General features: G+C 46.9%; 15 protein-coding genes. 6 read left to right on the top strand and 9 right to left on the bottom strand.

Going from position 1 to position 21,969, the window contains the following annotated elements; translation table 11 throughout:
• Positions 1–193: 193 nt before the first annotated feature.
• From K5Q99_RS17915 to K5Q99_RS17900, 4 genes are all read left to right on the top strand, one after another.
• Positions 194–1,405, top strand: coding sequence for an efflux RND transporter periplasmic adaptor subunit (locus K5Q99_RS17915; RefSeq protein WP_012090097.1), 1,212 nt, complete (start codon positions 194–196; stop codon positions 1,403–1,405).
• Positions 1,405–4,596, top strand: a complete 3,192-nt coding sequence (locus tag K5Q99_RS17910) for an efflux RND transporter permease subunit (protein WP_220777642.1) — start codon at positions 1,405–1,407, stop codon at positions 4,594–4,596. The genes K5Q99_RS17915 and K5Q99_RS17910 overlap by 1 nt, the downstream gene beginning before the upstream one ends.
• Before the next feature lie 235 nt (positions 4,597–4,831).
• Positions 4,832–5,539: a TatD family nuclease-associated radical SAM protein gene (locus tag K5Q99_RS17905; RefSeq protein ID WP_220777641.1), complete on the top strand. Its 708-nt coding sequence runs from the start codon at positions 4,832–4,834 to the stop codon at positions 5,537–5,539.
• A gap of 189 nt (positions 5,540–5,728) precedes the next feature.
• Positions 5,729–7,966, top strand: a complete 2,238-nt coding sequence (locus tag K5Q99_RS17900; protein WP_220777640.1) for a PAS domain-containing protein — start codon at positions 5,729–5,731, stop codon at positions 7,964–7,966.
• Here K5Q99_RS17900 and K5Q99_RS17895 read toward each other — a convergent pair.
• From K5Q99_RS17895 to tkt, 9 genes are all read right to left on the bottom strand, one after another.
• Entirely contained in the window at positions 7,947–9,350 is a 1,404-nt protein-coding gene (locus K5Q99_RS17895; RefSeq protein ID WP_220777639.1) for a hypothetical protein, read from the bottom strand. The genes K5Q99_RS17900 and K5Q99_RS17895 overlap by 20 nt on opposite strands.
• Positions 9,351–9,443: 93 nt before the next feature.
• Entirely contained in the window at positions 9,444–10,007 is a 564-nt protein-coding gene (locus tag K5Q99_RS17890) for a hypothetical protein (RefSeq protein WP_220777638.1), read from the bottom strand.
• Positions 10,000–10,749: a winged helix-turn-helix domain-containing protein gene (locus K5Q99_RS17885; RefSeq protein WP_106651512.1), complete on the bottom strand. Its 750-nt coding sequence runs from the start codon at positions 10,747–10,749 to the stop codon at positions 10,000–10,002. The genes K5Q99_RS17890 and K5Q99_RS17885 overlap by 8 nt, the downstream gene beginning before the upstream one ends.
• Positions 10,750–10,898: 149 nt before the next feature.
• Positions 10,899–12,368 (bottom strand): sodium:proton antiporter NhaD, encoded by a 1,470-nt coding sequence (nhaD, locus tag K5Q99_RS17880; protein ID WP_220777637.1) that lies wholly within the window; start codon positions 12,366–12,368, stop codon positions 10,899–10,901.
• Between the two features lie 241 nt (positions 12,369–12,609).
• A complete protein-coding gene (locus K5Q99_RS17875; protein WP_106651514.1) occupies positions 12,610–13,347 on the bottom strand; it encodes a DUF481 domain-containing protein in 738 nt (245 codons plus the stop codon).
• 204 nt (positions 13,348–13,551) lie between these two features.
• Positions 13,552–14,619 (bottom strand): class II fructose-bisphosphate aldolase, encoded by a 1,068-nt coding sequence (gene fba / locus K5Q99_RS17870; RefSeq protein ID WP_106651515.1) that lies wholly within the window; start codon positions 14,617–14,619, stop codon positions 13,552–13,554.
• A gap of 221 nt (positions 14,620–14,840) precedes the next feature.
• Complete coding sequence (locus K5Q99_RS17865; protein WP_220777636.1) at positions 14,841–16,016, bottom strand: phosphoglycerate kinase; 1,176 nt, start codon at positions 16,014–16,016, stop codon at positions 14,841–14,843.
• Between the two features lie 137 nt (positions 16,017–16,153).
• On the bottom strand, positions 16,154–17,170 hold the full coding sequence (gene epd / locus K5Q99_RS17860; protein ID WP_220777635.1) for an erythrose-4-phosphate dehydrogenase: 1,017 nt from the start codon (positions 17,168–17,170) through the stop codon (positions 16,154–16,156).
• A 116-nt stretch (positions 17,171–17,286) separates the two neighbouring features.
• Positions 17,287–19,281 carry a transketolase gene (tkt, locus tag K5Q99_RS17855; RefSeq protein WP_220777634.1) on the bottom strand — a complete coding sequence of 665 codons (1,995 nt, stop codon included), beginning with the start codon at positions 19,279–19,281 and terminating at the stop codon, positions 17,287–17,289.
• Between the two features lie 444 nt (positions 19,282–19,725).
• Between tkt and metK the strand changes: the two genes are divergently transcribed.
• The gene (metK, locus tag K5Q99_RS17850) at positions 19,726–20,877 is read left to right on the top strand and encodes a methionine adenosyltransferase (RefSeq protein WP_006080333.1); all 1,152 of its coding nucleotides are present in this window, start codon (positions 19,726–19,728) and stop codon (positions 20,875–20,877) included.
• A 519-nt stretch (positions 20,878–21,396) separates the two neighbouring features.
• Positions 21,397–21,789 (top strand): hypothetical protein, encoded by a 393-nt coding sequence (locus K5Q99_RS17845; RefSeq protein WP_220777633.1) that lies wholly within the window; start codon positions 21,397–21,399, stop codon positions 21,787–21,789.
• Positions 21,790–21,969: the final 180 nt, after the last annotated feature.

Raw genomic sequence — 21,969 nt, 5'->3', positions numbered from 1 at the left:
ATATATTCCAATCACCTAAGTGAACCTTTCATCATTTACCTGCTCTAATTTTCGCCAAAGCATCGGTACCTAGTGAGCACATGTGTCAAAACATCACTTTTAGACACATTTAATTTACAAAAATAAATTTATTGGCGCGGCCGACTCTGCTACTTTAACCCCATTACGCGATTAGCATGGATGTAACAATAATATGATGAAGACTCTACTGAGGAGAACATCTCCTTTATTAATTTTGCTGCTATTTGGCTTAGGCGCAAAAATATTAATGCAAACCAAGGAAGCGCCAGAACAAAAACCTGAAGAGATGCCCATTCCTATCGTTGATGTGACGCAAGTGACTCAGCAAACGGTATCGCTAAACTTACCTTCCTACGGTGTGGTTAATCCAAAATATAAAACCCAACTGGTGACCGAAGTTCAAGGCAGAATGCTGACCATTTCCCCTAATTTTGTTGCGGGCGGCATAGTCAAGAAAGGCGAACAACTCGCGCAGATCGAGCCCTCAGATTACGAGGCTGATTTAATGCAAGCCGAAGCGACACTGGCCCAAGCCACCGCTGCACTGAACGAAGAAATTGCCCGCGGTGAAGTCGCTAAAATCGAATTCAAAGGCTACGACAAAGGCTTACCCCCAGAGTTAGGTCTGCGTATTCCACAGCTTAAAAAAGAGCAAGCCAACGTTAAATATGCGCAAGCAGCACTGGCGCGTGCCCAACGTAACCTTGAGCGCACGGTTATCCGCGCGCCGTTCGATGGCATAATCAAAGCGCGTAATGTCGATTTAGGTCAGTATGTTAGCTTAGGTACAAATCTAGGAGAACTCTACGACACTAGTGTTGCTGAAATCCGCTTACCGATTTCCAATGACGATCTAGCCTATCTAGAGTCGGTCGATAATCCCGATACCCAAGTGACGTTGAGCGCCTCTTTGGCGGGTAAAGAAAATACTTGGGATGGCAATATTATCCGTAGCGAAGGCGTGATCGATGCTGAAAATCGCATGGTGTATTTAGTCGCTGAAATCAAAGACCCTTACCTGCGCGCCAATAAAGTTGCCGGCAGCTTACCGCTTAAGTATGGCAGCTTCGTCAATGCAGTCATCAAAGGTCGCACCGTCGATGGCATAGTTAAACTGCCCCGCCATGTGGTTCGTAACGATCACGTCGCCTTAGTGAACGACAAAAATATTGTTGAAATGCGCCATGTGAATATCGTTCGTAGCGATCTCGACAATGTGTATATCAAGGACAGTCTAAAAACGGGCGAACGCGTCGCCACCACTCACTTCAACAGCATGGCAAACGGTCAACTGGTAAAGGTCTTAGGTGAAGCGGCATTGCCGACTAAGACGCCAAAAGAAGACACGCCTGAGTCGAGTCTTGCGGCCACTGGAGTGAAATAATGGACACTCAAAAAGGGATCTTAGCCTGGTTCGCCCGCAACAGTGTGGCCGCGAACCTGTTAATGTGGGCATTACTGGTCGGCGGTTTGTTCAGCACTGTCTTGATCAATAAAGAGGTTTTTCCTTCTTTTGAACTCAATTTACTGAATATTTCCGTCGCCTATCCGGGCGCGGCGCCGCAGGAAATCGAAGAAGGCATCAACATCAAGATTGAAGAAGCCATCCAAGATATCAACGGTATCAAAAAGGTCACGTCAGTGGCGAGCGAAGGGGTAGGCTCGATTACGGTTGAAGTCGAAGACGGTTACGAAGTGCAAACCGTGCTCGATGAAGCCAAGTTAAGGTTAGACGCGATTTCGACCTTCCCTGTAAACATCGAAAAACCCAATATCTATCAGATTAAACCTGAAAATAACGTCATTTGGGTGTCTGTCTATGGCGATATGACACTGCACGATATGAAGGAGTTGGCTAAGTCGGTGCGTGACGATTTAACCCAACTGCCAGCCGTGACCCGTGCAAAAGTCACTGGGGTGCGCGATTATGAAATCGCCATCGAAGTATCAGAAGATAAACTACGCGAATACGGCCTAACATTTACACAGGTCGCGTTAGCGGTGCAAAACTCTTCCTTTGACTTACCCGGCGGTTCGATTCGCGCCCAAGATGGCGACATCCTGCTGCGCACCAAAGGCCAAGCCTACACGGGTGATGACTTTGCGAATATCGTCGTCACCACTCGCCCCGACGGTAGCCGGGTGATGTTACCGCAAGTGGCAACCATCAAAGATGACTTTGAAGAAAGGTTAGAATATACCCGCTTTAACGGTAAACCGGCCGCGATTATCGAAGTCACCAGTGTTGATGATCAAAATGCCTTAGACATTGCCGCTCAAGTAAAACAATACGTCGAGGATCGCCGCGCGACACTTCCTGCCAACGCGCAACTCGATACTTGGGGTGATATGACTCACTACCTCAAGGGCCGCTTAAACATGATGATGTCGAACATGTTTTACGGTGCCTTGTTGGTGTTTATCATCCTAGCTATGTTCCTCGATCTTAAGTTGGCGTTTTGGGTCATGATGGGTCTGCCGGTGTGCTTCCTCGGCACTATGCTGATCATGCCGCTCGAACCTTTCTCGATGACGATCAACATGTTGACCCTGTTCGCCTTTATCTTAGTGCTCGGGATAGTGGTGGACGATGCGATTGTCATCGGCGAAAGCGCCTACACAGAAGTCGAACGCCACGGTCACTCGGTAGAAAACGTGATCCGCGGCGCGCAAAAGGTGGCAATGCCCGCGACCTTCGGGGTATTAACCACGATTGCGGCCTTTATACCCATGTTAATGGTTTCTGGCCCTATGGGGATTATCTGGAAATCCATCGGCATGGTAGTCATCCTCTGTTTGGCCTTCTCGCTGGTCGAATCTAAGTTCATCCTGCCAGCGCATTTAGCACACATGAAGTTTAAAAAGCCCGGTGCGCCAAGGGGATTCTTTGGTCGCCTCAAAGCCAACTTTAACGACAGAGTACAGCACTTTATTCACCACAGTTATCGCAACTTCCTCGAGCGCTGTATCAAGCAAAGATACAACGTGGTCGCGGCCTTTATCGGTGTGTTGATCCTCTCCATTGCCTTAGTCGCCAGTGGCAAAGTGCGTTGGGTATTCTTCCCTGATATTCCCTCAGACTTTATTCAAGTTCAGCTTGAGATGGACGAAGGCAGCTCGGAAGAGAACACTTTGAAAGTGGTGCAGAGCATAGAAGAAGCCCTGTACAAGATGAATGACAAAATGGAGAAAGATAACGGCTATCAAGTGGTGAAGCACAGCTTTATTAATATGAGCTCCCGCACCTCTGCCTTTATTTTTGCCGAACTGACGAAAGGCGAAGACCGCGAAGTCGATGGCGTGACGATTGCTGCCGCATGGCGTGAACAATTGCCCGAGCTTTTATCGGTTAAAAAACTCAGCTTTAACGCGAGCACTAACGATGCCGGTGGCGATATTTCCTTCAGGTTGACCTCAAGCGATCTCGATGAACTGTCCGCTGCCTCTAAAGAGTTGAAGCAAAAACTCGCCAGCTACGAAGGCGTGTACGATATTGCCGACAACTTTTCCTCGGGTAGCCATGAAATTCGCCTGAAGATACGTCCAGAGGCGGAAGCCCTTGGCCTGACCCTTTCCGATTTAGCCCGCCAAGTGCGTTACGGTTTCTATGGTTATGAAGCCCAACGTATTTTACGTAATAAAGAAGAAATCAAGGTAATGGTGCGCTATCCATTAGAGCAGCGCCGCACTGTGGGTTATCTGGAAAACATGCTGATCCGCACGCCAACGGGCACCTCGGTTCCCTTCTCGACCGTGGCACAAATTGAGAAAGGCGAATCCTATGCCTCAATTACCCGTGTTGACGGTAAGCGGGCGATCACTATCACGGCAAATGCCAACAAAAACATAGTAGAACCTTCAAAAGTGGTACAGGAAATCCAAAAAGATTACCTGCCACAATTACAGGCCAAGTATCCTAAAATCCAAACCGCGTTAGATGGCGGCAGTTTGGATGAACAGAATGCTATGGTCGGTTTGATGCAAGGTTTCTTCTTTGCGCTGTTTACCATTTATGCACTGATGGCAATCCCGCTAAAATCCTACAGTCAGCCGTTGATCATCATGTCAGTGATCCCCTTCGGGATTATCGGCGCCCTGTTCGGTCACTTGATTCAGGGACTCGCGATGAGCGTGTTAAGTCTCTGCGGCATAGTGGCACTCGCGGGTGTGGTGGTGAACGACTCTTTGATTTTGGTCGACTTTGTTAACCGTGCGCGGGAGCAAGGTCAATCGGTTAGACAGGCGGCAGTGGATTCGGGCTGTTATCGCTTTAGGGCGATTATCTTAACGTCACTCACTACCTTTGTCGGCTTAGTGCCTATTATTCTCGAGCGCAGTTTGCAGGCGCAAATTGTGATCCCTATGGCGACGTCCCTCGCCTTCGGTATCCTGTTCTCGACTGTAGTGACGCTGATCTTAGTGCCGCTGCTGTACATTATACTCGACGATGTTAGCCGCTCTAGCAGCCGCTTCTTCAACTGGTGGTGGCAGCCTAAAAAAACCAATGATGAAGACGTTAAGCATCCGGATTTTGAGCAAGCTGTCACGACTGACTATAAGAAAGACTATCTATAGGCTGATAACGACAGGCAGTTAGCAATAGGCCGTTAATCAATGTCTTACCCTTAAAAAGAGAGCTTAGGCTCTCTTTTTTATTGCCTGTGTTCATTCAATTCCACATCAGCATCAAAGTCACTATGCCGTGAGTGGGTTTGAGCTTTCAAGTTGCGATCTAGCTGACAGTTATGCCATCGGGCTTTCGCTACACTGTGCTCAAGTCGTCAGTTATCGTTAGAATGAAGCCATCATTATGTCTGAGCATCTGCATAAGCAACACCTTGATAATCTGCAAGTTGTCACCACTGAAACCCTAGCGAACGGTCATATCACAGATGAAGTTTGCACGAATGAAACCTGTGCGACCGAAACGCTAGTTTATGATATTCGCCGCAGCCGATACCTCAATATCACTGGTCGCTGCACCCTGCGCTGTGCTTTCTGTCCGAAACATAATGGCAGTAAACAAATCCACGAATACCAGCTTGCCCTGTGCCACCAACCTAAGCCCGAGGAAATTATCCCCCTGCTTGGTGAGGTTAAAGACTTTGAAGAATACGTGTTTTGCGGTTATGGCGAGCCAACCTTAAATCTTCCCACCCTGCTGACGGTGGCAAAAGAGATCAAAAACAGGGGCGGACGAGTACGGATTAATACCGATGGTTTAGGCAATCTGGTCCATAGGCGCAATATTCTGCCGGAACTTGCCGAGTGTGTAGATAGCTTATCGATTTCACTCAATGCAGATAACGAAGCCGCCTACATAGCACATTGTCGCCCTAAGCTCGCGGGCTCCTACGCCGCCGTACATGCCTTTATTGCCTTAGCGCCACACTATATTGAAACGGTGCAAGTCTCCGCCATCGAAGGATTAACGGGGGTCGATATCGATATCTGCCGTGAACAAGTGGAGTCCTACGGCTGTGAATTTAAACATAGGGTACTTGGCGCTTTAGGCTAAAAGGCATTCTAAAAAGCCATAATCGACTGAAATACCTAAGCAGATATCACTGTCGATGACGTGAGTGGTACATGTGTGAATCGTCTTAACTTTTACTCAAGAAATCTTGCTGAGTAACTTGGCACTGTCGTAACAATTCTTTCGTGTTAACATAGCGAAATTAACAGATCACCCACTCATTATCGGTTCATGCTGAAGAATAACCCAAGCACGTATCCCCTAGCGCCGCTGCTCTCTTTGACTCAAGGGATCCATTGGTCGCATCAACGCTTATTAGCCGTTGCAAGCCAGCTCTCTATGCTGGTGATTGGCATGATCATTTTAACCAACTTAATCATTACTTTAGGTGAACGACGCCTACAGGAAGAATGGGCGACACAGAGATACAGTGAACTGCAGACCATAGGCACACTGATCACAGATAAAGTGTCTTTCCAGCAATTTCGCACCCAAATTTTTGCCAATGGTGAGCTGCTAAAGCAGTACTTGAGCAATCCTACCGCCAAGCAGCAACTCAAATTACAGGAAGCCTGGCTAGATCTGGTGAAGCATATTCCTGAACTGCTCGGCATTGCGCTGTACGATCCCCAAGGCAATTATAAGTTCTCTACCCCTTCTAATTTCAGTAAAGATGCCTTACCGCCAACCTTGCTTGGCGCGAGTCGTAATATGGGTGGTAAAGAGGTTTACACCTCTCCACTGGAGTTTGTTCCGATTGCAGGCATGCTAGAACCCTATATGTATCAAATGGCGTGGCTCGAAAAGCCCGATCAGAGTTCTATGGGTTATCTAGTGACATACAACTCTATGGTGCAAATGCTCGAAGCCATAAAGCCGGCTTTTTCGAGTAACAAATCGCCTATGTTAGTGCTCGACACGCAGGGATTACTCTATGCTGGCGCGAGCGATCTCGCCCCGTTAAGTAATATGCCGGAAACCTTAGGGGCAAGTTTAAGACAAAGTTATCCTGCTCTGTGGCGTGATATGTCCATGAGTAATTTTGGTCAATTCCACGGTGAAGAAGCCACCTTTGTTTACCTTAAGATCGAGCTTACTGCCCAACCAGAAACCCGCAGAGAATACTTTTTACTCTCCTATGTGCGTAACTCCGACATAGCCGCACGTTTTTCCCAGTGGCAAAATATTGTCATAGTGGCATCGCTAATCTTAACCGTACTCGCCGCTTGGGTTGTGCTGCTCAGCCACATGTATCGCTTACAGCAGCGTTCACGCCAATACAGTATCGATGTCGCCAATGGCTTATTTAACAGTGACATCGGTTTTATGATGGTCAACGAAAACGCCAGAGTGATCAGCGCCAACACCAAGGCGGCAGAAGCGACCTTAGTACCACTCGATGAACTCACGGACCGCAGCCTACAACGCACCTTATGCCTCGATGACAGGACCTATGCCGAGCTGATGGAGCAAGTGCATAAAACGGGTCAATGGTCTGGTGAAATCAGCCTAGAAAGTATCAATGGCCCAACGCTGCGGGTACATATCCGCCAAGCGCCAAGGGCGAGCCGAGGGTCACCGCATCTATTGATCACCCTTGAAGACATCAGTGAATTAGTTAGCAGTAAAGAACAAGCATTTCTCAGTGAGCTTTTATGCGATAGCACAGTCGCAACAGCGCTAACAGATGCCAATGGCAAACTGATTAAAATCAACCCAGTATTTGATGCGCTGATGCAACTCAATGGCGATTTAAATCAAGATTTAGCCTCGCTGCTCGCCAACGATTTAGGTAATCAATGGCAAAGAATTAGCGCTCAAATCGCCATGCAAGGTCAGTGGCAAGGGCAAATTCTGTGCTCACCTAAACAGGCGCACTCCAATTGTTTACAGGCGACCTTGAAGGGCCATGTGGCCGCCGATGGTGAGATTGATTATATCGTCTGTACCTTAGAGCAAGCCGCCGAACGCGGCCGAGGCACAGAGAAACGCAGCCTTGTGCCCCATCGCAGCACGATTCTGCTGAGCTTAGTTGATTTAGAGCGTTACTTTAACTCGCTGCCGCCGCCAAGCCGCCTGAGTTCAAGCCTACTGTTAATGGATATCAACCCTGAAGGTTTGCTGAGCCACATGAGTGATATCGATCAACTGGCAAACCGCCAGCAGGAAGTCGAAGTTCAATTACTGCTTGAAATCCCTGCTAATTATCAGATTTTGCATTGGCAACTCGGGAAACTGATTGTGATGTTACCTGACACAGATGCGACCCATGCGCACAACTTTGCCCTCAATATGATGGAAAAGCTCAATGGCAATGGTTTAGGCGAAGGGATCAGTATCGGTATTGCGGGTTATCAAGAAGGCCAGACACTTGAGCAGTATCTGAATAATGCCGAAGTCGCCCTAAAACGGGCGAAACAGAATAACGATCAAAATATCGGTCAAGCCTTTACTCGTCATCAATCGTAGATTCGGGCATGTTGACCGAATCGGGCAATTGGCTCTGGGTAATCTCAATAATCGTCGAGCGGTTCATGGTGATTTTGTAGCGAATATACTGCGGGGCTTCGCGGCCATCGCGTAGCACTAAAATCAAGTTAACTTGATAGCGTCGCTCAACCGATTCATGGCTGATTTTACCTTCAACTTCCTTATAAATCTTCGCCTTACCCCGCTCTAAGTAGCGGGCAAAGGGCACTAAGCTAAAGTTCACTTGCTCTTGAATGGTGGAGTATCCCGCTTGGAACTCACTCTGATTCACCTTAGTGGCAATTTTATAGTGCAGGATTTCCGCATCGACCTTATTTTGGCTATGCCTGTGCTTTAAAATTTCGCTGACTTTATCGGGCAGATCTTGCTGGCGCATAAACTCAAGCCATACTAACTGCTTCGCGATAACTGCCTGACTAGTGGTATCGCGCAAAATCCGGCTCCAGCGTGGCCTGCCCCGCTGAATAAAACGCCACATGGCATTACGCACGTCATCCTTAAAGATTTCCCTGAAGCCGTAAATCACCGCCAAGGTCAGCACTAAGGCAATGGTAAAGCCGCTGAAGGCGCCCTGCGCTTGAATAATCAACGCCGACACCACCAGCATAACTAACGCCGTCGCCAGTCCCGTCGTGAACTTTTTAAGGCCAATCCCTAAGGGCTTTAACTCTTCTTTGAGTACCACACCTTGTTGGATTAAACGTCGTAACAACAACATCTTGTTTGAGATGCGGTTAGGATCTTGCTTAGTCTGCGCCGAGTTGTAGTTATGCTCATCCCGATAGGCGCACTCATTGCGACACAGTGTTAGCACCCGTTCTTGGATATCGTTGAAATCACTGGTTCGTGTAGCATGGGCGAGCACTTTTAGTAACTGCTGCTCGCAGAACCAAGACAGGTAGTTGTCGGCATTTTCGAAGTAGGATTTCCATTTAGGATCGCCAGGTTCGTTACGGCGAAACTTTTTTAGCAACTGGCCAACTTGTTCGCGTAATTCGTCGAGGGCAAAATAGAAATGGGTTACATCTGTGATTTGATTGAGTTCTTTAACGTCGTTTTCAACTGCAACGGCAAACTGATAGGCGAACAAATTCAAGTACAATCTGAATTCTTCAATGGTGCGACGATTTAAACTGGCAAAGCGGCCCTGTACCAAAGGTAAATGTAAACCTTCTGAATAGTAAGAGCGACGGCCGACAATCGAACTGTAGTAGTACTCTTCTTCATTGAGCGTGTGCGAGCCTATGCCCATTTCCTTTGGTAAAAAGAAATAGAGATCGAGCTGACGATTATCGCCCTTTTCCATCTGGTGGCTGAACTTAATCGACAGGGATTCTTCTTGCTTTACACGTATCTTAGACACAACACCCTTTTCATGAGCTCTCACAGAAACTCATCGCAGTAGACATAAATCAATGAGCACTAATCTTAACTGAAATAAACTCAAATTCACTGATTAAATTCGGCTATTTACGATACGGCATCCACAAATCGTATTGCTGGGTTGCAATAACACCAAGGCATAATCTTTTGTATCATCCATCTCTAATACTTCGATACTGAAATGGTTCACCCCTGCATCGGCAAAATTTAAGCTGCTGATGCTATAGAGATATTTCATCTGTTCGGGCCAATTTTGTTGTTTTTGCGTTTGCGATTCAGTTTTCGTCTCCACCGCCACTCTATAGGTCATGCTATTGGCCTCAATACTGTCGACTTTGCCACGCATTGAAATATGGCCCGCACTGGTGCCATCAAGATTAAAATAACGGTAGTGGATTTGCGCTTTGTTGGCGGCAATCCATACGTCCACAAGCTGGTAAAATTTATTGTCTCTGCTGTTACTGCCAGCACTGGCGCTAACATATGGATTGGCACTCGTGTGCCGATCAAATAATTCTGAGCTGCAACTTAACATCATGGTCCGGCTCGTTGCCAATTGTTTGTAAATCACTCCGCAAGCCGCAATCAAGGCCGACAAAATAACAATACTAATGGTCCACTTGAGCCACTTAGCCACAGATATTCACCTCATGCAGCCAGGCAGAGTCGATGAATGTTTTGGGACGAGATAAATCGCTGATACTAATATTGCGCAGCACTGACTGGCCGAGTTTTTCACCGCGAAAGGTCATATTAAGCACCTGTTTATCATGGGATAAAGACGCATAAACATCTGCCCAATCGCTTTTACCGCAGGCAATAAGTCCCGTGCTTAAGCGCTCGCCCATTTCAAACAGTAAAGTGTTACTCGCACTGGAGTCGGCATATAAGTTCAAGCGCACTTGCTGACCCGAGGCTAACGACAATATTGACGTCATCAAGGCTTGAGTCGGTTTACTGTGGTCTGTGTGTTTCAGATAAAACACCGAAAACGCCAACATCACCCCAAATAACACTAAGGCACTCCACAAAGGCACAGTGTGCAGCCTGAGGTAATTGATGCCTCGATATTCGCTGCCGTTTGATGGTCGCAATAAATAGCCTTGGCCTTTAACGGTTTCGATCAAGCCCTCGTGCGAAGGGCCAAGAAAAGAGCGGAGCCTGGATATGGCGCGGGATAAAGAGGCATCAGTTAACGGCGGACCTTGTCCATCCCCCGTTTTCAGCATGTGCTTTGAAACTAACTGTCCTTGGTGTGCGAGCAACAACGTGAGCACTTGTAGCTCGGCTCGAGAAAGATGCCAAGATTCATCGCGAGACAACTCAATCAGTATGCCTCGTTCTCGATCAAACCTGCAGCCTCCCAATTGCATACACATTAACTCAACTCCATAAAAACACAGAGTTAAGTCTATGCAAGACCACAAATAATTAATGTGATCTTGCTAACCCAAGCCAGCAAATAGTTAATTTTCGTGAGACAAGCCGCAAGCCTGTCTCGGTAAACGATAATCAAGCTAATGCAGTGTTAGAACATCGCGGCATTTAACCACATGTGCACTAAAATACTCGCCACATAACCTAAAGCTATCACAGGCGTCCACCGTAGATGCGCCCCAAAGGTATAAATGCCACGAGCCTGTCCCATCAAGGCAACCCCTGCCGCACTCCCAATCGAAAGCAAACTACCGCCCACACCCGCTGTCAGGGTAACCAATAACCACTGCCCCAAAGCCATATCGGGATTCATGGTCAATACCGCAAACATCACCGGAATATTATCAATCACAGACGAGAGTATACCCACGGCGATGTTGGCATAAGTGACATCCCAATGCGAATACATAGCCTCAGACACTAAACTCAAATACCCCATAAAACCTAGGCCACCGACGCATAACACCACGCCATAAAAGAACAGTAGAGTATCCCACTCGGCGCGAGAAATGCGGCTAAACACATCAAATGGCACTACACTGCCAAGTTGCTGCAGGCGTAATTGGTCTTGTCTTAACTCCGCCTTTTCACGTTCGCGGGCAACGGAACGATTAAAGGTTTTACGCAGATAAAAACCAAAGAATTGTAGGAAGCCTAATCCCGTCATCATCCCCAATACGGGCGGCATACCTAAGAAAGAATGGGCACACACTGCCGTAGCGATTGTGAGTAAAAACAATGCAACAATTCGCTTAGCACCGGGCTTAGTATAAACATGCTCTTTTTCAGGCTCAGGCACGAAATGTGGGATGAACACACTCATAATGGCAGCGGGTAAGGCAAAGTTTACTAAAGCAGGAATAAACAGATGGAAAAAATCGCAAAAGTGCACTAAGCCCTTTTGCCATACCATTAATGTCGTAATGTCACCAAAGGGGCTAAACGCGCCACCCGCGTTGGCCGCAACGACAATGTTGATGCAGGCAAGGGTAATAAACTTACGTTGCCCTGCCCCGACCTTCATCACCACGGCGCACATCAACAAAGCCGTGGTTAAATTATCGGCTACAGGTGAGATGAAAAACGCCATAAAGCCTGTTAACCAAAACACGGTTCGCAGGCTAAAACCACGGCCCACCAGCCAGCCGCGAATAGCATCAAACAGATTACGTTCTTCCATGGCATTGATATAGGTCATCGCCACCAGCAAGAAGAGCAATAGCTCGGCGTATTCGAGCAAGTTTTGCTTGAATGCCGCTTCCGACACTTCGGACATGCCGTTTTGCATATAGACAAAACCTATCATGCCCCAGATGATCCCTGCCGCAACGAGCACAGGTTTCGACTTGCGTAAATGTAATGTCTCCTCAGCCATCACAAGTACATAAGCCAGCACAAACACACAGACAGCGACATAACCCACACTCGCGGCGGTTAAATTAAGCCGTTCTGCCCCCTCCGTCATAGCCCATGCTGCAGGTGAGAATCCGCTCAATATTGCAACGCAGAATAGACTCCACAACGCCATTCCACTGTCTTTAAACAACCGCTGTAATTTCATTAAAGTTCATCTCTACGTAGGAAATTAGTCGAAAATTACCATAGCTTCGGCATAGTAAATGTTGATAAAACGCAACTTTCTATGCATTACCCTTTAACCAAAGGCATTTAAAAGATTAATTTTTGTATAACTACAGATGTTACTAATAAAGAAAAGCTTAACGTATACTCAACTTAGTCTAAAAATAGCCAATAAAAAAGCACCTCGAAGGTGCTTTGTGTTTTAAATCAGTGTCACAGCATTAGAAAGCATATAACAAGGTCATATTGGTTTCGGTATCAGTGCTTTTCTTATCATCCAGCGGCTCGCTGTTGTAACGCACAATAATGGCAAACTTCATCGCCAATGCGCCAATAATATTTGCCGTTAATGAAGTTTCAGAACGGGCATCTAACTTGTCACCGTAATCGGCAACGAAACGCTGTTGGAATTTAGAAGTTTCAGTGATTTCAGTTTCAAAGTTAATCACGCCGTGGGCAACAACGCTGTCGTTGGTATCATAACCTTCGATAAGCGCTTGCTCAGTATCCAGACGTTGATAGATATAACCTGGACCCACTTCGACATCTAAAAAGGTCTTGCTGGTATCATACAGTCTATGACCATAACCCGCTGCGCCAGATAGGGTATAGTCATAACCAGTAAACGGGTCGACTTCATAACTGGCATTCGCAAACAGGTAGCTACTATCTGTCATCTTGTAGTTACCCTGTGCACCCGCTAAATAACGTTTCGCGGTGACAGAACCGGTATCTTCTTTGTATAAACCTTCTAGTAAGTACTGATTTTCCCAATCGCCTAGCTCATGCTTAAGATTTAAACGTCCCTTAAATGAGGAAGTTTCAGTGTTACCTGTAGTTAAGGTGGCACCTAACTCTGCTTCACCAGCGAACGTTCTGTCGCCTTTTACAAAATCGGCTCCAGCCGTTGCCATAAAAGGTGCAGTCATTAATAGTGCTGCGGTCAGTACTTTTTTCATGTTTAATCGTTCCTGTTCCGTTAAATCCAATCCCTATAAATATCTGTTCGTCCAAGCGAAGCTGAATAAGCACATATTAATATGGGTTAGTTTTTCCCCTGAAAATCCGCGCAATATTAACATTTACGCTTAAAAAATGAAAACGACCGCTATTTCGTTCATAAAAAAACCCGCATCAGCGGGTTTTTGTCTTAGCGATAACGCTTACATGTTGATCTTAGGATCTAAGGCACCAGACTGGTACGCTTTGTACATTGCTTGTAAAGACAAAGGCTTAATCTTAGAGGCTTGACCCGCACAACCGAAGGCTTCGTAGCGAACAGTACAGATGTCTGCCATAGCTTCCATTGACGCTTTCAAGAATTTACGTGGGTCAAATTCACTTGGGTGTTCTGCTAAGAACTTACGTACCGCACCTGTTGATGCTAAACGTAAGTCAGTATCGATATTCACCTTACGCACACCGTGCTTGATACCCTCTACGATTTCCTCTAATGGCACACCGTAGGTTTCTGGGATCTGACCACCGTATTGGTTGATGATCTGTAACCATTCTTGTGGCACAGAAGATGAACCGTGCATCACTAAGTGTGTGTTAGGAATACGCGCATGGATTTCTTTGATGCGGTCAATACGCAGTACATCACCAGTAGGTTTACGGCTGAACTTATAAGCACCGTGGCTAGTACCGATGGCGATGGCTAAGGCATCGACATGGGTATCGGCAACAAAACGCGCCGCTTCATCAGGGGTAGTCAGCATTTGATCGTGGCTTAAAATACCTGCCGCGCCAACACCGTCTTCTTCGCCTGCTTGACCAGTTTCTAAACTGCCTAAACAACCGATTTCGCCTTCAACTGACACACCACACGCATGGGCAAATGCCACTGTACGGCGGGTAACATCGACGTTGTAGTCATAAGATGCTGGTGTTTTGCCGTCAGCCATCAAAGAGCCATCCATCATCACTGATGACATGCCTAATTGGATAGAACGCTGACAAATATCAGGATCGGTACCGTGGTCTTGGTGAATACACACAGGAATATCTGGATACTGCTCAAGGGCTGCAGCCATCAAATATTTTAAGAACTGTGGGCGAGCATACTTACGCGCGCCAGCAGAAGCTTGCACAATAACAGGGCTGTCTGTTGCTTCAGCGGCCTGCATGATGGCACGCATCTGCTCTAAGTTGTTAACGTTGAACGCAGGCACACCGTATCCATGTTCTGCCGCGTGGTCGAGTAGTTGTCGTAGGGAAATTAACGCCATTTTGTAACTCCGATAATAGGGTGACTGTCACATTCTGCAACGCTTGGTCACCGAGGTCGCTATCGTTTGGATGGATTTTTATACCCGTATTTAACTCGATATATTTAATCAATATCTAAGATAAACACGGGCGGTTTTTTTATAATTCTTTATTATCAAAGCGTTGATCTTATCAGCGCTTTCGCGGCGTCTTATGCGCCGCGTATTTTAAAACTTAATAATTAAGCGCCGCGCTTTTCTAACATAGCCACAGCCGGTAATTCTTTACCTTCGAGGAACTCGAGGAAAGCACCGCCGCCAGTCGAAATGTAAGACACTTTATCGGCAATACCGTACTTATCAACCGCAGCCAAAGTGTCACCACCGCCTGCGATAGAGAAAGCTTTTGAATCGGCAATCGCCTGAGCAATACGCTTAGTACCTTCACCAAACTGGTCGAATTCGAACACGCCCACAGGGCCGTTCCATACTATAGTGCCAGCAGATTCGATGATTTTAGCCAGTGCTTCAGCGCTATCAGGGCCAATATCAAAAATCATTTCGCTATCAGCGACGTCGCTAACCGATTTTAAGGTTGCCGCAGCCGTTGGGCTAAACTCGCCTGCCACGACTACATCAGTCGGCACAGGAATATCGGCGCCGCGGCTCTTAGCATTAGCGACTAAACGCTTAGCTTCGTCGATCAAATCCGCTTCATACAGCGATTTACCGACATTGTAGCCCGCCGCCGCGATGAAAGTATTGGCAATACCGCCGCCAACCACTAACTGATCAACGATACCTGAAAGGCTTTCTAGCACGGTCAGCTTAGTCGACACTTTAGAGCCACCGACAATCGCCACCATAGGACGCGCAGGATTATCTAATGCCTTGCCTAAAGCATCTAATTCTTGCGCCAGTAATGGGCCAGCACAGGCGATGGGGGCAAACATGCCCACGCCGTGGGTCGATGCTTGGGCGCGATGTGCTGTACCAAAAGCGTCCATCACATAGACATCACACAATGCCGCCATTTTTTGTGACAGCGCTTCGTTGTTCTTACCTTCGCCCACATTGAAACGCACGTTTTCGAATACCACGACTTCACCCACAGCAACGTCGACGCCGTCTAAATAGTCGGTCGCTAAACGCACAGGACACGACAAGGCTTTAGCCAAGTAGTCGACCACAGGTTGCATAGAATATTCGGGATTGTATTCACCTTCGGTCGGACGACCTAAGTGCGACATCACCATCACAGCCGCACCTTTAGCAAGGGCCAACTCGATAGTTGGGAGAGAGGCGCGCAGACGTGCATCACTGGTGACGACGCCGTTGCTGACAGGCACATTGAGATCTTCACGGATAAGCACACGCTTACCTTGTAGATCCAAATCTGACATATTGATAATTGCCATAGTAACACTTCCTTTTATAATCAAAAAACAAACTGGTTTCACACATGGCCGGTATCAGTTTACTGCCGCTAGGCGCTCGACATCCCGTCGAATTGGCATATAACTGAATGACCCACCGGTGAATAATCTACTTTTTATCAGCCTCGCTTGGCCGCGATCATAGCCAAACTCGTATCTAACATACGGTTGGCAAAACCCCACTCGTTATCGCACCACAACAGCAGCTTCACCAGCTGACCGGCGCTGACACGGGTCTGGGTACCGTCAACAATACTGGAGCGCGGATCATGGTTGAAATCACATGAAACTAAGGGCTCATCAGTATAACCCAAAATGCCGTTAAATCGCCCATTGGCGGCCGATTCTAGCACCTGGTTCACAGTGGCAATATCGACGGTTTTCTCAAGCGTCACAGACAAATCGATCGCGGTCACGTTGATTGTGGGCACGCGCACCGAAATCGCCTCAAATTTATCTTTCATGTGCGGCAAAATCCGCTCAATCCCGCGGGCAAGTTTAGTGTCGACAGGGATAATCGATTGGCCAGCGGCGCGGGTACGACGCAAATCATCATGATAAGCATCAATCACTTGCTGATCGTTCATTGCAGAATGGATAGTGGTAATGGCACCGCTCTTAACGCCAAAATGGCGATCGAGCACGTCGATCACAGGCACGATACAGTTAGTCGTACAAGAAGCGTTGGACACCACTGTGTGTTCGGCGCGAAGTAAATCGTGGTTTACACCATAGACAATTGTGCCATCGACATCGGCTGAGGATGGATGGCTTATCAGCACTTGTTTAGCGCCAGCATGAATATGGGCTTCGCAGCTTTGACGATCGAGCAATACGCCAGTGGCTTCATAGACAATGTCTATGTCCATCTCGTGCCAAGGGAGTTTTGTGGGATCGGGCTCGTGGAGAATTTTTATCGCATCGTCGCCAATCAGCATATGATCATCAACGAATTTCACTTTGTGCGCAAACCGACCGTGGGTGGTGTCGTACTGGGTCAGATGAATAATGGCTTCAGGTTTAGCTAATTCATTAATCGCGACAATCTGCATTTGCTGCCGTTTTCCCGACTCATATAAAGCACGGAGAATAGAGCGGCCGATACGGCCATAACCATTGATAGCGACTCGGATCATTGAGGTCTCAATTTCCTCTAAATACAAAAACGGCCTGCAAACGATTGCAGGCCGCATTATACAGATTAACACTTAAAAAGTTTAACCTTTTGTATTGAATCTAATCCCTTGAGCGATTAGCCCAATGATTTTGCAGCATTCAGCACATTTTCAACGGTGAAACCGAAGTGATTGAGCAGCACGTTACCTGGCGCTGACTCACCAAACGTGGTCATGCCAACAACTGTGCCTTCAAAACCGACGTACTTGTACCAGAAATCGGTATGTGCCGCTTCGATAGCCACACGTTTAGTCACAGCGCGTGGTAATACCGATTCTTTATAAGCGGCATCTTGCTTATCGAACTCAGTTGTCGATGGCATAGAAACTACGCGAACTTGTTTACCTTGCTCAGTCAGTGCAGCGGCGGCATCCATTGCCAATTGTACTTCGCTACCGGTTGCGATCAGGATCAGCTCTGGTGTACCCGCACAGTCTTGCAGTACATAAGCGCCTTTTGCCACATTGGCTAATTGCTCAGCGGTACGTGCTTGGGCTTTCAGGTTTTGACGGCTGAAAATCAGTGACGTTGGGGCATTGCGACGTTCAATCGCAGCTTTCCAAGAAACTGCCGTTTCTGCCGCATCACATGGACGCCATACGGCCATATTTGGCGTCATACGCAGGTTAGCTAATTGCTCAACTGGTTGATGCGTTGGGCCATCTTCACCTTGACCGATAGAGTCATGGGTATAAACGAAGATGTTTTGAATGCCCATCAGCGCCGACATACGGACTGCGTTACGCGCGTATTCCATGAACATCATGAAAGTTGCGCCGTAGTTGATGAAACCACCATGCAGCGAAGCACCGTTCATAATGCCGCTCATGCCGAATTCACGCACGCCGTAGTAAATGTAGTTACCAGCTGGATCGTCTTGAATACCTTTAGAACCTGACCACAGTGTCAAGTTAGAACCTGCTAAGTCAGCAGAGCCACCTAACAGTTCAGGTAACATAGCACCGAAAGCACCGATGGCATTTTGTGAGGCTTTACGGCTCGCAATCCCTTCGGCTTTGTCCTGTGATGCTTGAATAAATGCCTGCGCTTTTTCTTCGAAATCAGCAGGTAATTCACCTTTCAGTACACGGCGCTCGTATTCAGCAGCCAGTTCTGGGTGAGCTGCGCTATAAGCCGCAAACTTCTCGTTCCACGCTGCTTCACGGGCAGCACCGGCTTCTTTGGCATCCCAACCCGCATAAACGTCAGCAGGGATTTCAAATGGCGCATGTGGCCAGCCAAGGAATTCACGGGCTGCTGCGATTTCCGCATCGCCTAATGGCGCGCCGTGGCAATCGTGGCTGCCTGATTTGTTAGGTGAACCAAAACCGATAATGGTTTTGCAGCAAATCATGGTTGGTTTATCAGTCACCGCTTTCGCCGCTTCGATAGCAGCACGGATTGCCGCGCTATCGTGACCGTCAACACCGGCAATCACATGCCAGCCGTAAGCTTCAAAACGCTTTGGCGTATCATCGGTGAACCAGCCTTCAACATGGCCATCGATAGAAATACCGTTGTCATCCCAAAATGCAATGAGTTTGCCTAGACCTAAAGTACCGGCTAATGAACAGGCTTCGTGGGAAATACCTTCCATCAAACAGCCGTCACCGAGGAAACAGTAAGTGTAGTGATCAACGATATCGTGACCGTCACGGTTAAACTGTGCCGCTAAGGTTTTTTCAGCTATCGCCATGCCAACAGCGTTGCTGATGCCCGCGCCGAGTGGACCCGTAGTGGTTTCAACACCTGGGGTGTAACCGTATTCTGGGTGACCCGGAGTTTTTGAATGCAATTGACGGAACTGTTTCAGTTCTTCGATTGGTAATTCATAACCTGTCAGGTGAAGTAAAGAGTAGATCAGCATTGAACCGTGACCGTTAGAAAGGACGAAACGGTCTCTATCTACCCATTTAGGATTGGTCGGGTTGTGCTTAAGGAAATCATTCCACAGCACTTCAGCAATATCTGCCATACCCATTGGGGCGCCGGGATGGCCTGAATTTGCTTTTTGAACTGCATCCATACTTAACGCACGGATTGCGTTTGCGAGTACTTTACGGGAAGACATGCTCTCTCCTGCTTGTTTGTGGGGTCTAGCGGGCAATTTGGATGGATATTTTCCCCTACATGCCAGTGTGACGCAAACTAAAATTATCATTCACTCAGCAAAAGATGGCCGAATATATTCCCAAACAACCTGAAGATGCAGGATTCAGGTAGCTAGATATATAAGCTGCAGAAACAAGCTAGTCACTTTACTGGCGTTTACTTGAGTGGGCATCGCAAGGATCACTTGTAATGGAGAAATAAATTTATTAAAAATCGATTGTTCCTAATACCATGAAATATAATAAAAATAACTTCTTTAAGACTAAACATAGTCGTTTTCAGGTCACAATCTGAGAGGATTTTTTCTCACTGGGGGTGATCGGCAATCGGATTTAAACTAAAATAGCCGTCTAGATGTAGATGCTTCTACACGTTTGAATGCTAACGACGAGATTTTCCTACTATGGCAAAGCACTTGTTTACTTCTGAGTCGGTCTCAGAAGGTCATCCCGATAAGATTGCAGATCAGATTTCTGATGCTGTGCTAGATGCAATTCTGGCTCAAGATCCAAAAGCACGCGTGGCGTGTGAAACTTATGTCAAAACTGGCATGGTATTAGTCGGTGGCGAAGTCACGACTTCTGCTTGGGTTGATATTGAAGAAATCACCCGTAAAACCGTGCGTGAAATTGGTTATACCCACTCAGATATGGGTTTTGATGCAGACTCGTGCGCGGTATTAAACGCCATTGGTAAGCAATCACCTGATATCAATCAAGGTGTAGACCGTGCCGACCCTGCTGAGCAAGGTGCAGGCGACCAAGGGTTAATGTTTGGCTATGCCAACAACGAAACCGACGTCCTCATGCCAGCACCTATCACTTATGCCCACGCATTAGTGAAGCGTCAGTCTGAAGTGCGCAAAAACGGCACGCTACCTTGGTTACGCCCAGATGCGAAAAGCCAAGTCACATTTGCCTATGATGATGGCAAAATTGTCGGTATCGATGCCGTCGTATTGTCGACTCAGCACAGAGATGACGTTTCACAAGCCGACTTAATTGAAGGCGTGATGGAAACCATCATCAAGCCAGTATTACCGGCTCAATGGCTAAACAAAGACACTAAGTTCTTTATCAACCCAACTGGCCGTTTTGTTATCGGTGGACCAGTAGGCGATTGCGGCTTAACCGGTCGTAAGATCATCGTTGATACCTACGGCGGCATGGCCCGTCATGGTGGTGGCGCATTCTCTGGTAAAGATCCATCAAAAGTTGACCGTAGCGCGGCATACGCTGCCCGTTATGTGGCAAAAAACATCGTTGCTGCAGGTCTTGCTGATCGCTGTGAAATCCAAGTGTCTTACGCTATTGGTGTGGCAGAGCCGACTTCTATTAGCATCGAGACCTTCGGTACGGGTAAAGTGTCTGAAGATTTGCTGATCAAGTTAGTACGTCAACACTTCGAACTGCGTCCATACGGTTTAACGGCCATGCTAGATTTAGCACGTCCGATTTATCAAGCGACTGCCGCTTATGGTCACTTTGGTCGTAACGAATTCCCTTGGGAAGCAACTGACAAAGCTGAAGCACTGCGCGCTGACGCGGGTCTATAATCGGTTTCGATTAAAACCCGTTAAGATTGCAGAGCATAAAAACCGCTACCCAGCGGTTTTTTTATGCCTGCAATTTGGTTCCCCAAAGCAAGATAATGGTATCTTCAGTTGTGCAGCATTTATTGTCATTGTTTCCCCTGTGACTCACGCCCGTTCGTTTAACAAAAAGCGTCCCAGAGGGCCGACGGCGACATCTGCTGTATAGGACATACTAATGTCGCGATCACATGGATGTGAATAAGCGACCATGTCGCCAACGGTCACTGGTACAACAATACCAATATCAGCCAACCTTTTCGCTGATAGCTTAGCTAAAAAGCTATTGCCCCAAAGTGAGCTAGATAAGATCTAAGTGAGTGGTCAATTTGAGTTAGCCACTACAGTTATCTGTTATCTGACTATATGCAGTGATTTATATAGATTGAATGTGTAAATTAATTTACTTTTTACATTTCAAAATAATTGGTATACATTATAAATCCATAAAATATAGATAGTTATACATATCAAGGAAGATAAATGTTGAAAGGAATTAAACAATCACGCACTACGCTTGCAATAACTTTACTAGCACTTTTGAGCAGTGCTTCAGTTATTGCAAACACTGAGAGTTGTCACGTCAGAATTACTGGAACGGTGCCAGAAGAGATACCATTAGATAATTTATTTGTGTCAGCCTCCTATGAACACCAATTTCCTATCACAACCCGAACTTTTTCTGTGTGTGCAAGTAAGCAAGAGTTGAATGTTAACGGCACTTTTATCCCTAACAGTCGACTTTCATTAAGCTATAAAGTCGATGGCATCCCTAAAGGGGTATTTGATGCGTCTTTATTTGTTCAAACAAAAGAAGTCGAACTAAGTGATATATCTAGCATGGCGCTGAAGAATCCCCTGATGATTTACAAATAAATCATCAAATTAGGGTGGAAGCGCATCTTGTTGCATGATCAAATGGTTTCGCCAAAAACTACACTTGGACAACAAGATGCGCGAAGCCAATATCCTACAACATTCTTTACACCAATACTGCCCAGAACTTCACCTAAAACGATTAAACAGCTTGATGCTGGCCTCTAAGGCACTGATTGA

This window comes from Shewanella hafniensis, from assembly GCF_019655335.1.
GTDB classification, from domain to species: domain Bacteria; phylum Pseudomonadota; class Gammaproteobacteria; order Enterobacterales; family Shewanellaceae; genus Shewanella; species Shewanella hafniensis.
This window is presented reverse-complemented; position numbering and strand designations above follow the sequence as displayed.

What these genes read in the sequence shown, in the direction of transcription:
- K5Q99_RS17915 (WP_012090097.1), top strand. Translation starts at nt 194, where the DNA reads ATGATGAAGACTCTACTGAGGAGAACATCTCCTTTATTAATTTTGCTG.
- K5Q99_RS17910 (WP_220777642.1), top strand. Translation starts at nt 1,405, where the DNA reads ATGGACACTCAAAAAGGGATCTTAGCCTGGTTCGCCCGCAACAGTGTG.
- K5Q99_RS17905 (WP_220777641.1), top strand. Translation starts at nt 4,832, where the DNA reads ATGTCTGAGCATCTGCATAAGCAACACCTTGATAATCTGCAAGTTGTC.
- K5Q99_RS17900 (WP_220777640.1), top strand. Translation starts at nt 5,729, where the DNA reads ATGCTGAAGAATAACCCAAGCACGTATCCCCTAGCGCCGCTGCTCTCT.
- K5Q99_RS17885 (WP_106651512.1), bottom strand. Translation starts at nt 10,749, where the DNA reads ATGTGTATGCAATTGGGAGGCTGCAGGTTTGATCGAGAACGAGGCATA.
- nhaD (WP_220777637.1), bottom strand. Translation starts at nt 12,368, where the DNA reads ATGAAATTACAGCGGTTGTTTAAAGACAGTGGAATGGCGTTGTGGAGT.
- K5Q99_RS17875 (WP_106651514.1), bottom strand. Translation starts at nt 13,347, where the DNA reads ATGAAAAAAGTACTGACCGCAGCACTATTAATGACTGCACCTTTTATG.
- fba (WP_106651515.1), bottom strand. Translation starts at nt 14,619, where the DNA reads ATGGCGTTAATTTCCCTACGACAACTACTCGACCACGCGGCAGAACAT.
- K5Q99_RS17865 (WP_220777636.1), bottom strand. Translation starts at nt 16,016, where the DNA reads ATGGCAATTATCAATATGTCAGATTTGGATCTACAAGGTAAGCGTGTG.
- epd (WP_220777635.1), bottom strand. Translation starts at nt 17,170, where the DNA reads ATGATCCGAGTCGCTATCAATGGTTATGGCCGTATCGGCCGCTCTATT.
- tkt (WP_220777634.1), bottom strand. Translation starts at nt 19,281, where the DNA reads ATGTCTTCCCGTAAAGTACTCGCAAACGCAATCCGTGCGTTAAGTATG.
- metK (WP_006080333.1), top strand. Translation starts at nt 19,726, where the DNA reads ATGGCAAAGCACTTGTTTACTTCTGAGTCGGTCTCAGAAGGTCATCCC.
- K5Q99_RS17845 (WP_220777633.1), top strand. Translation starts at nt 21,397, where the DNA reads ATGTTGAAAGGAATTAAACAATCACGCACTACGCTTGCAATAACTTTA.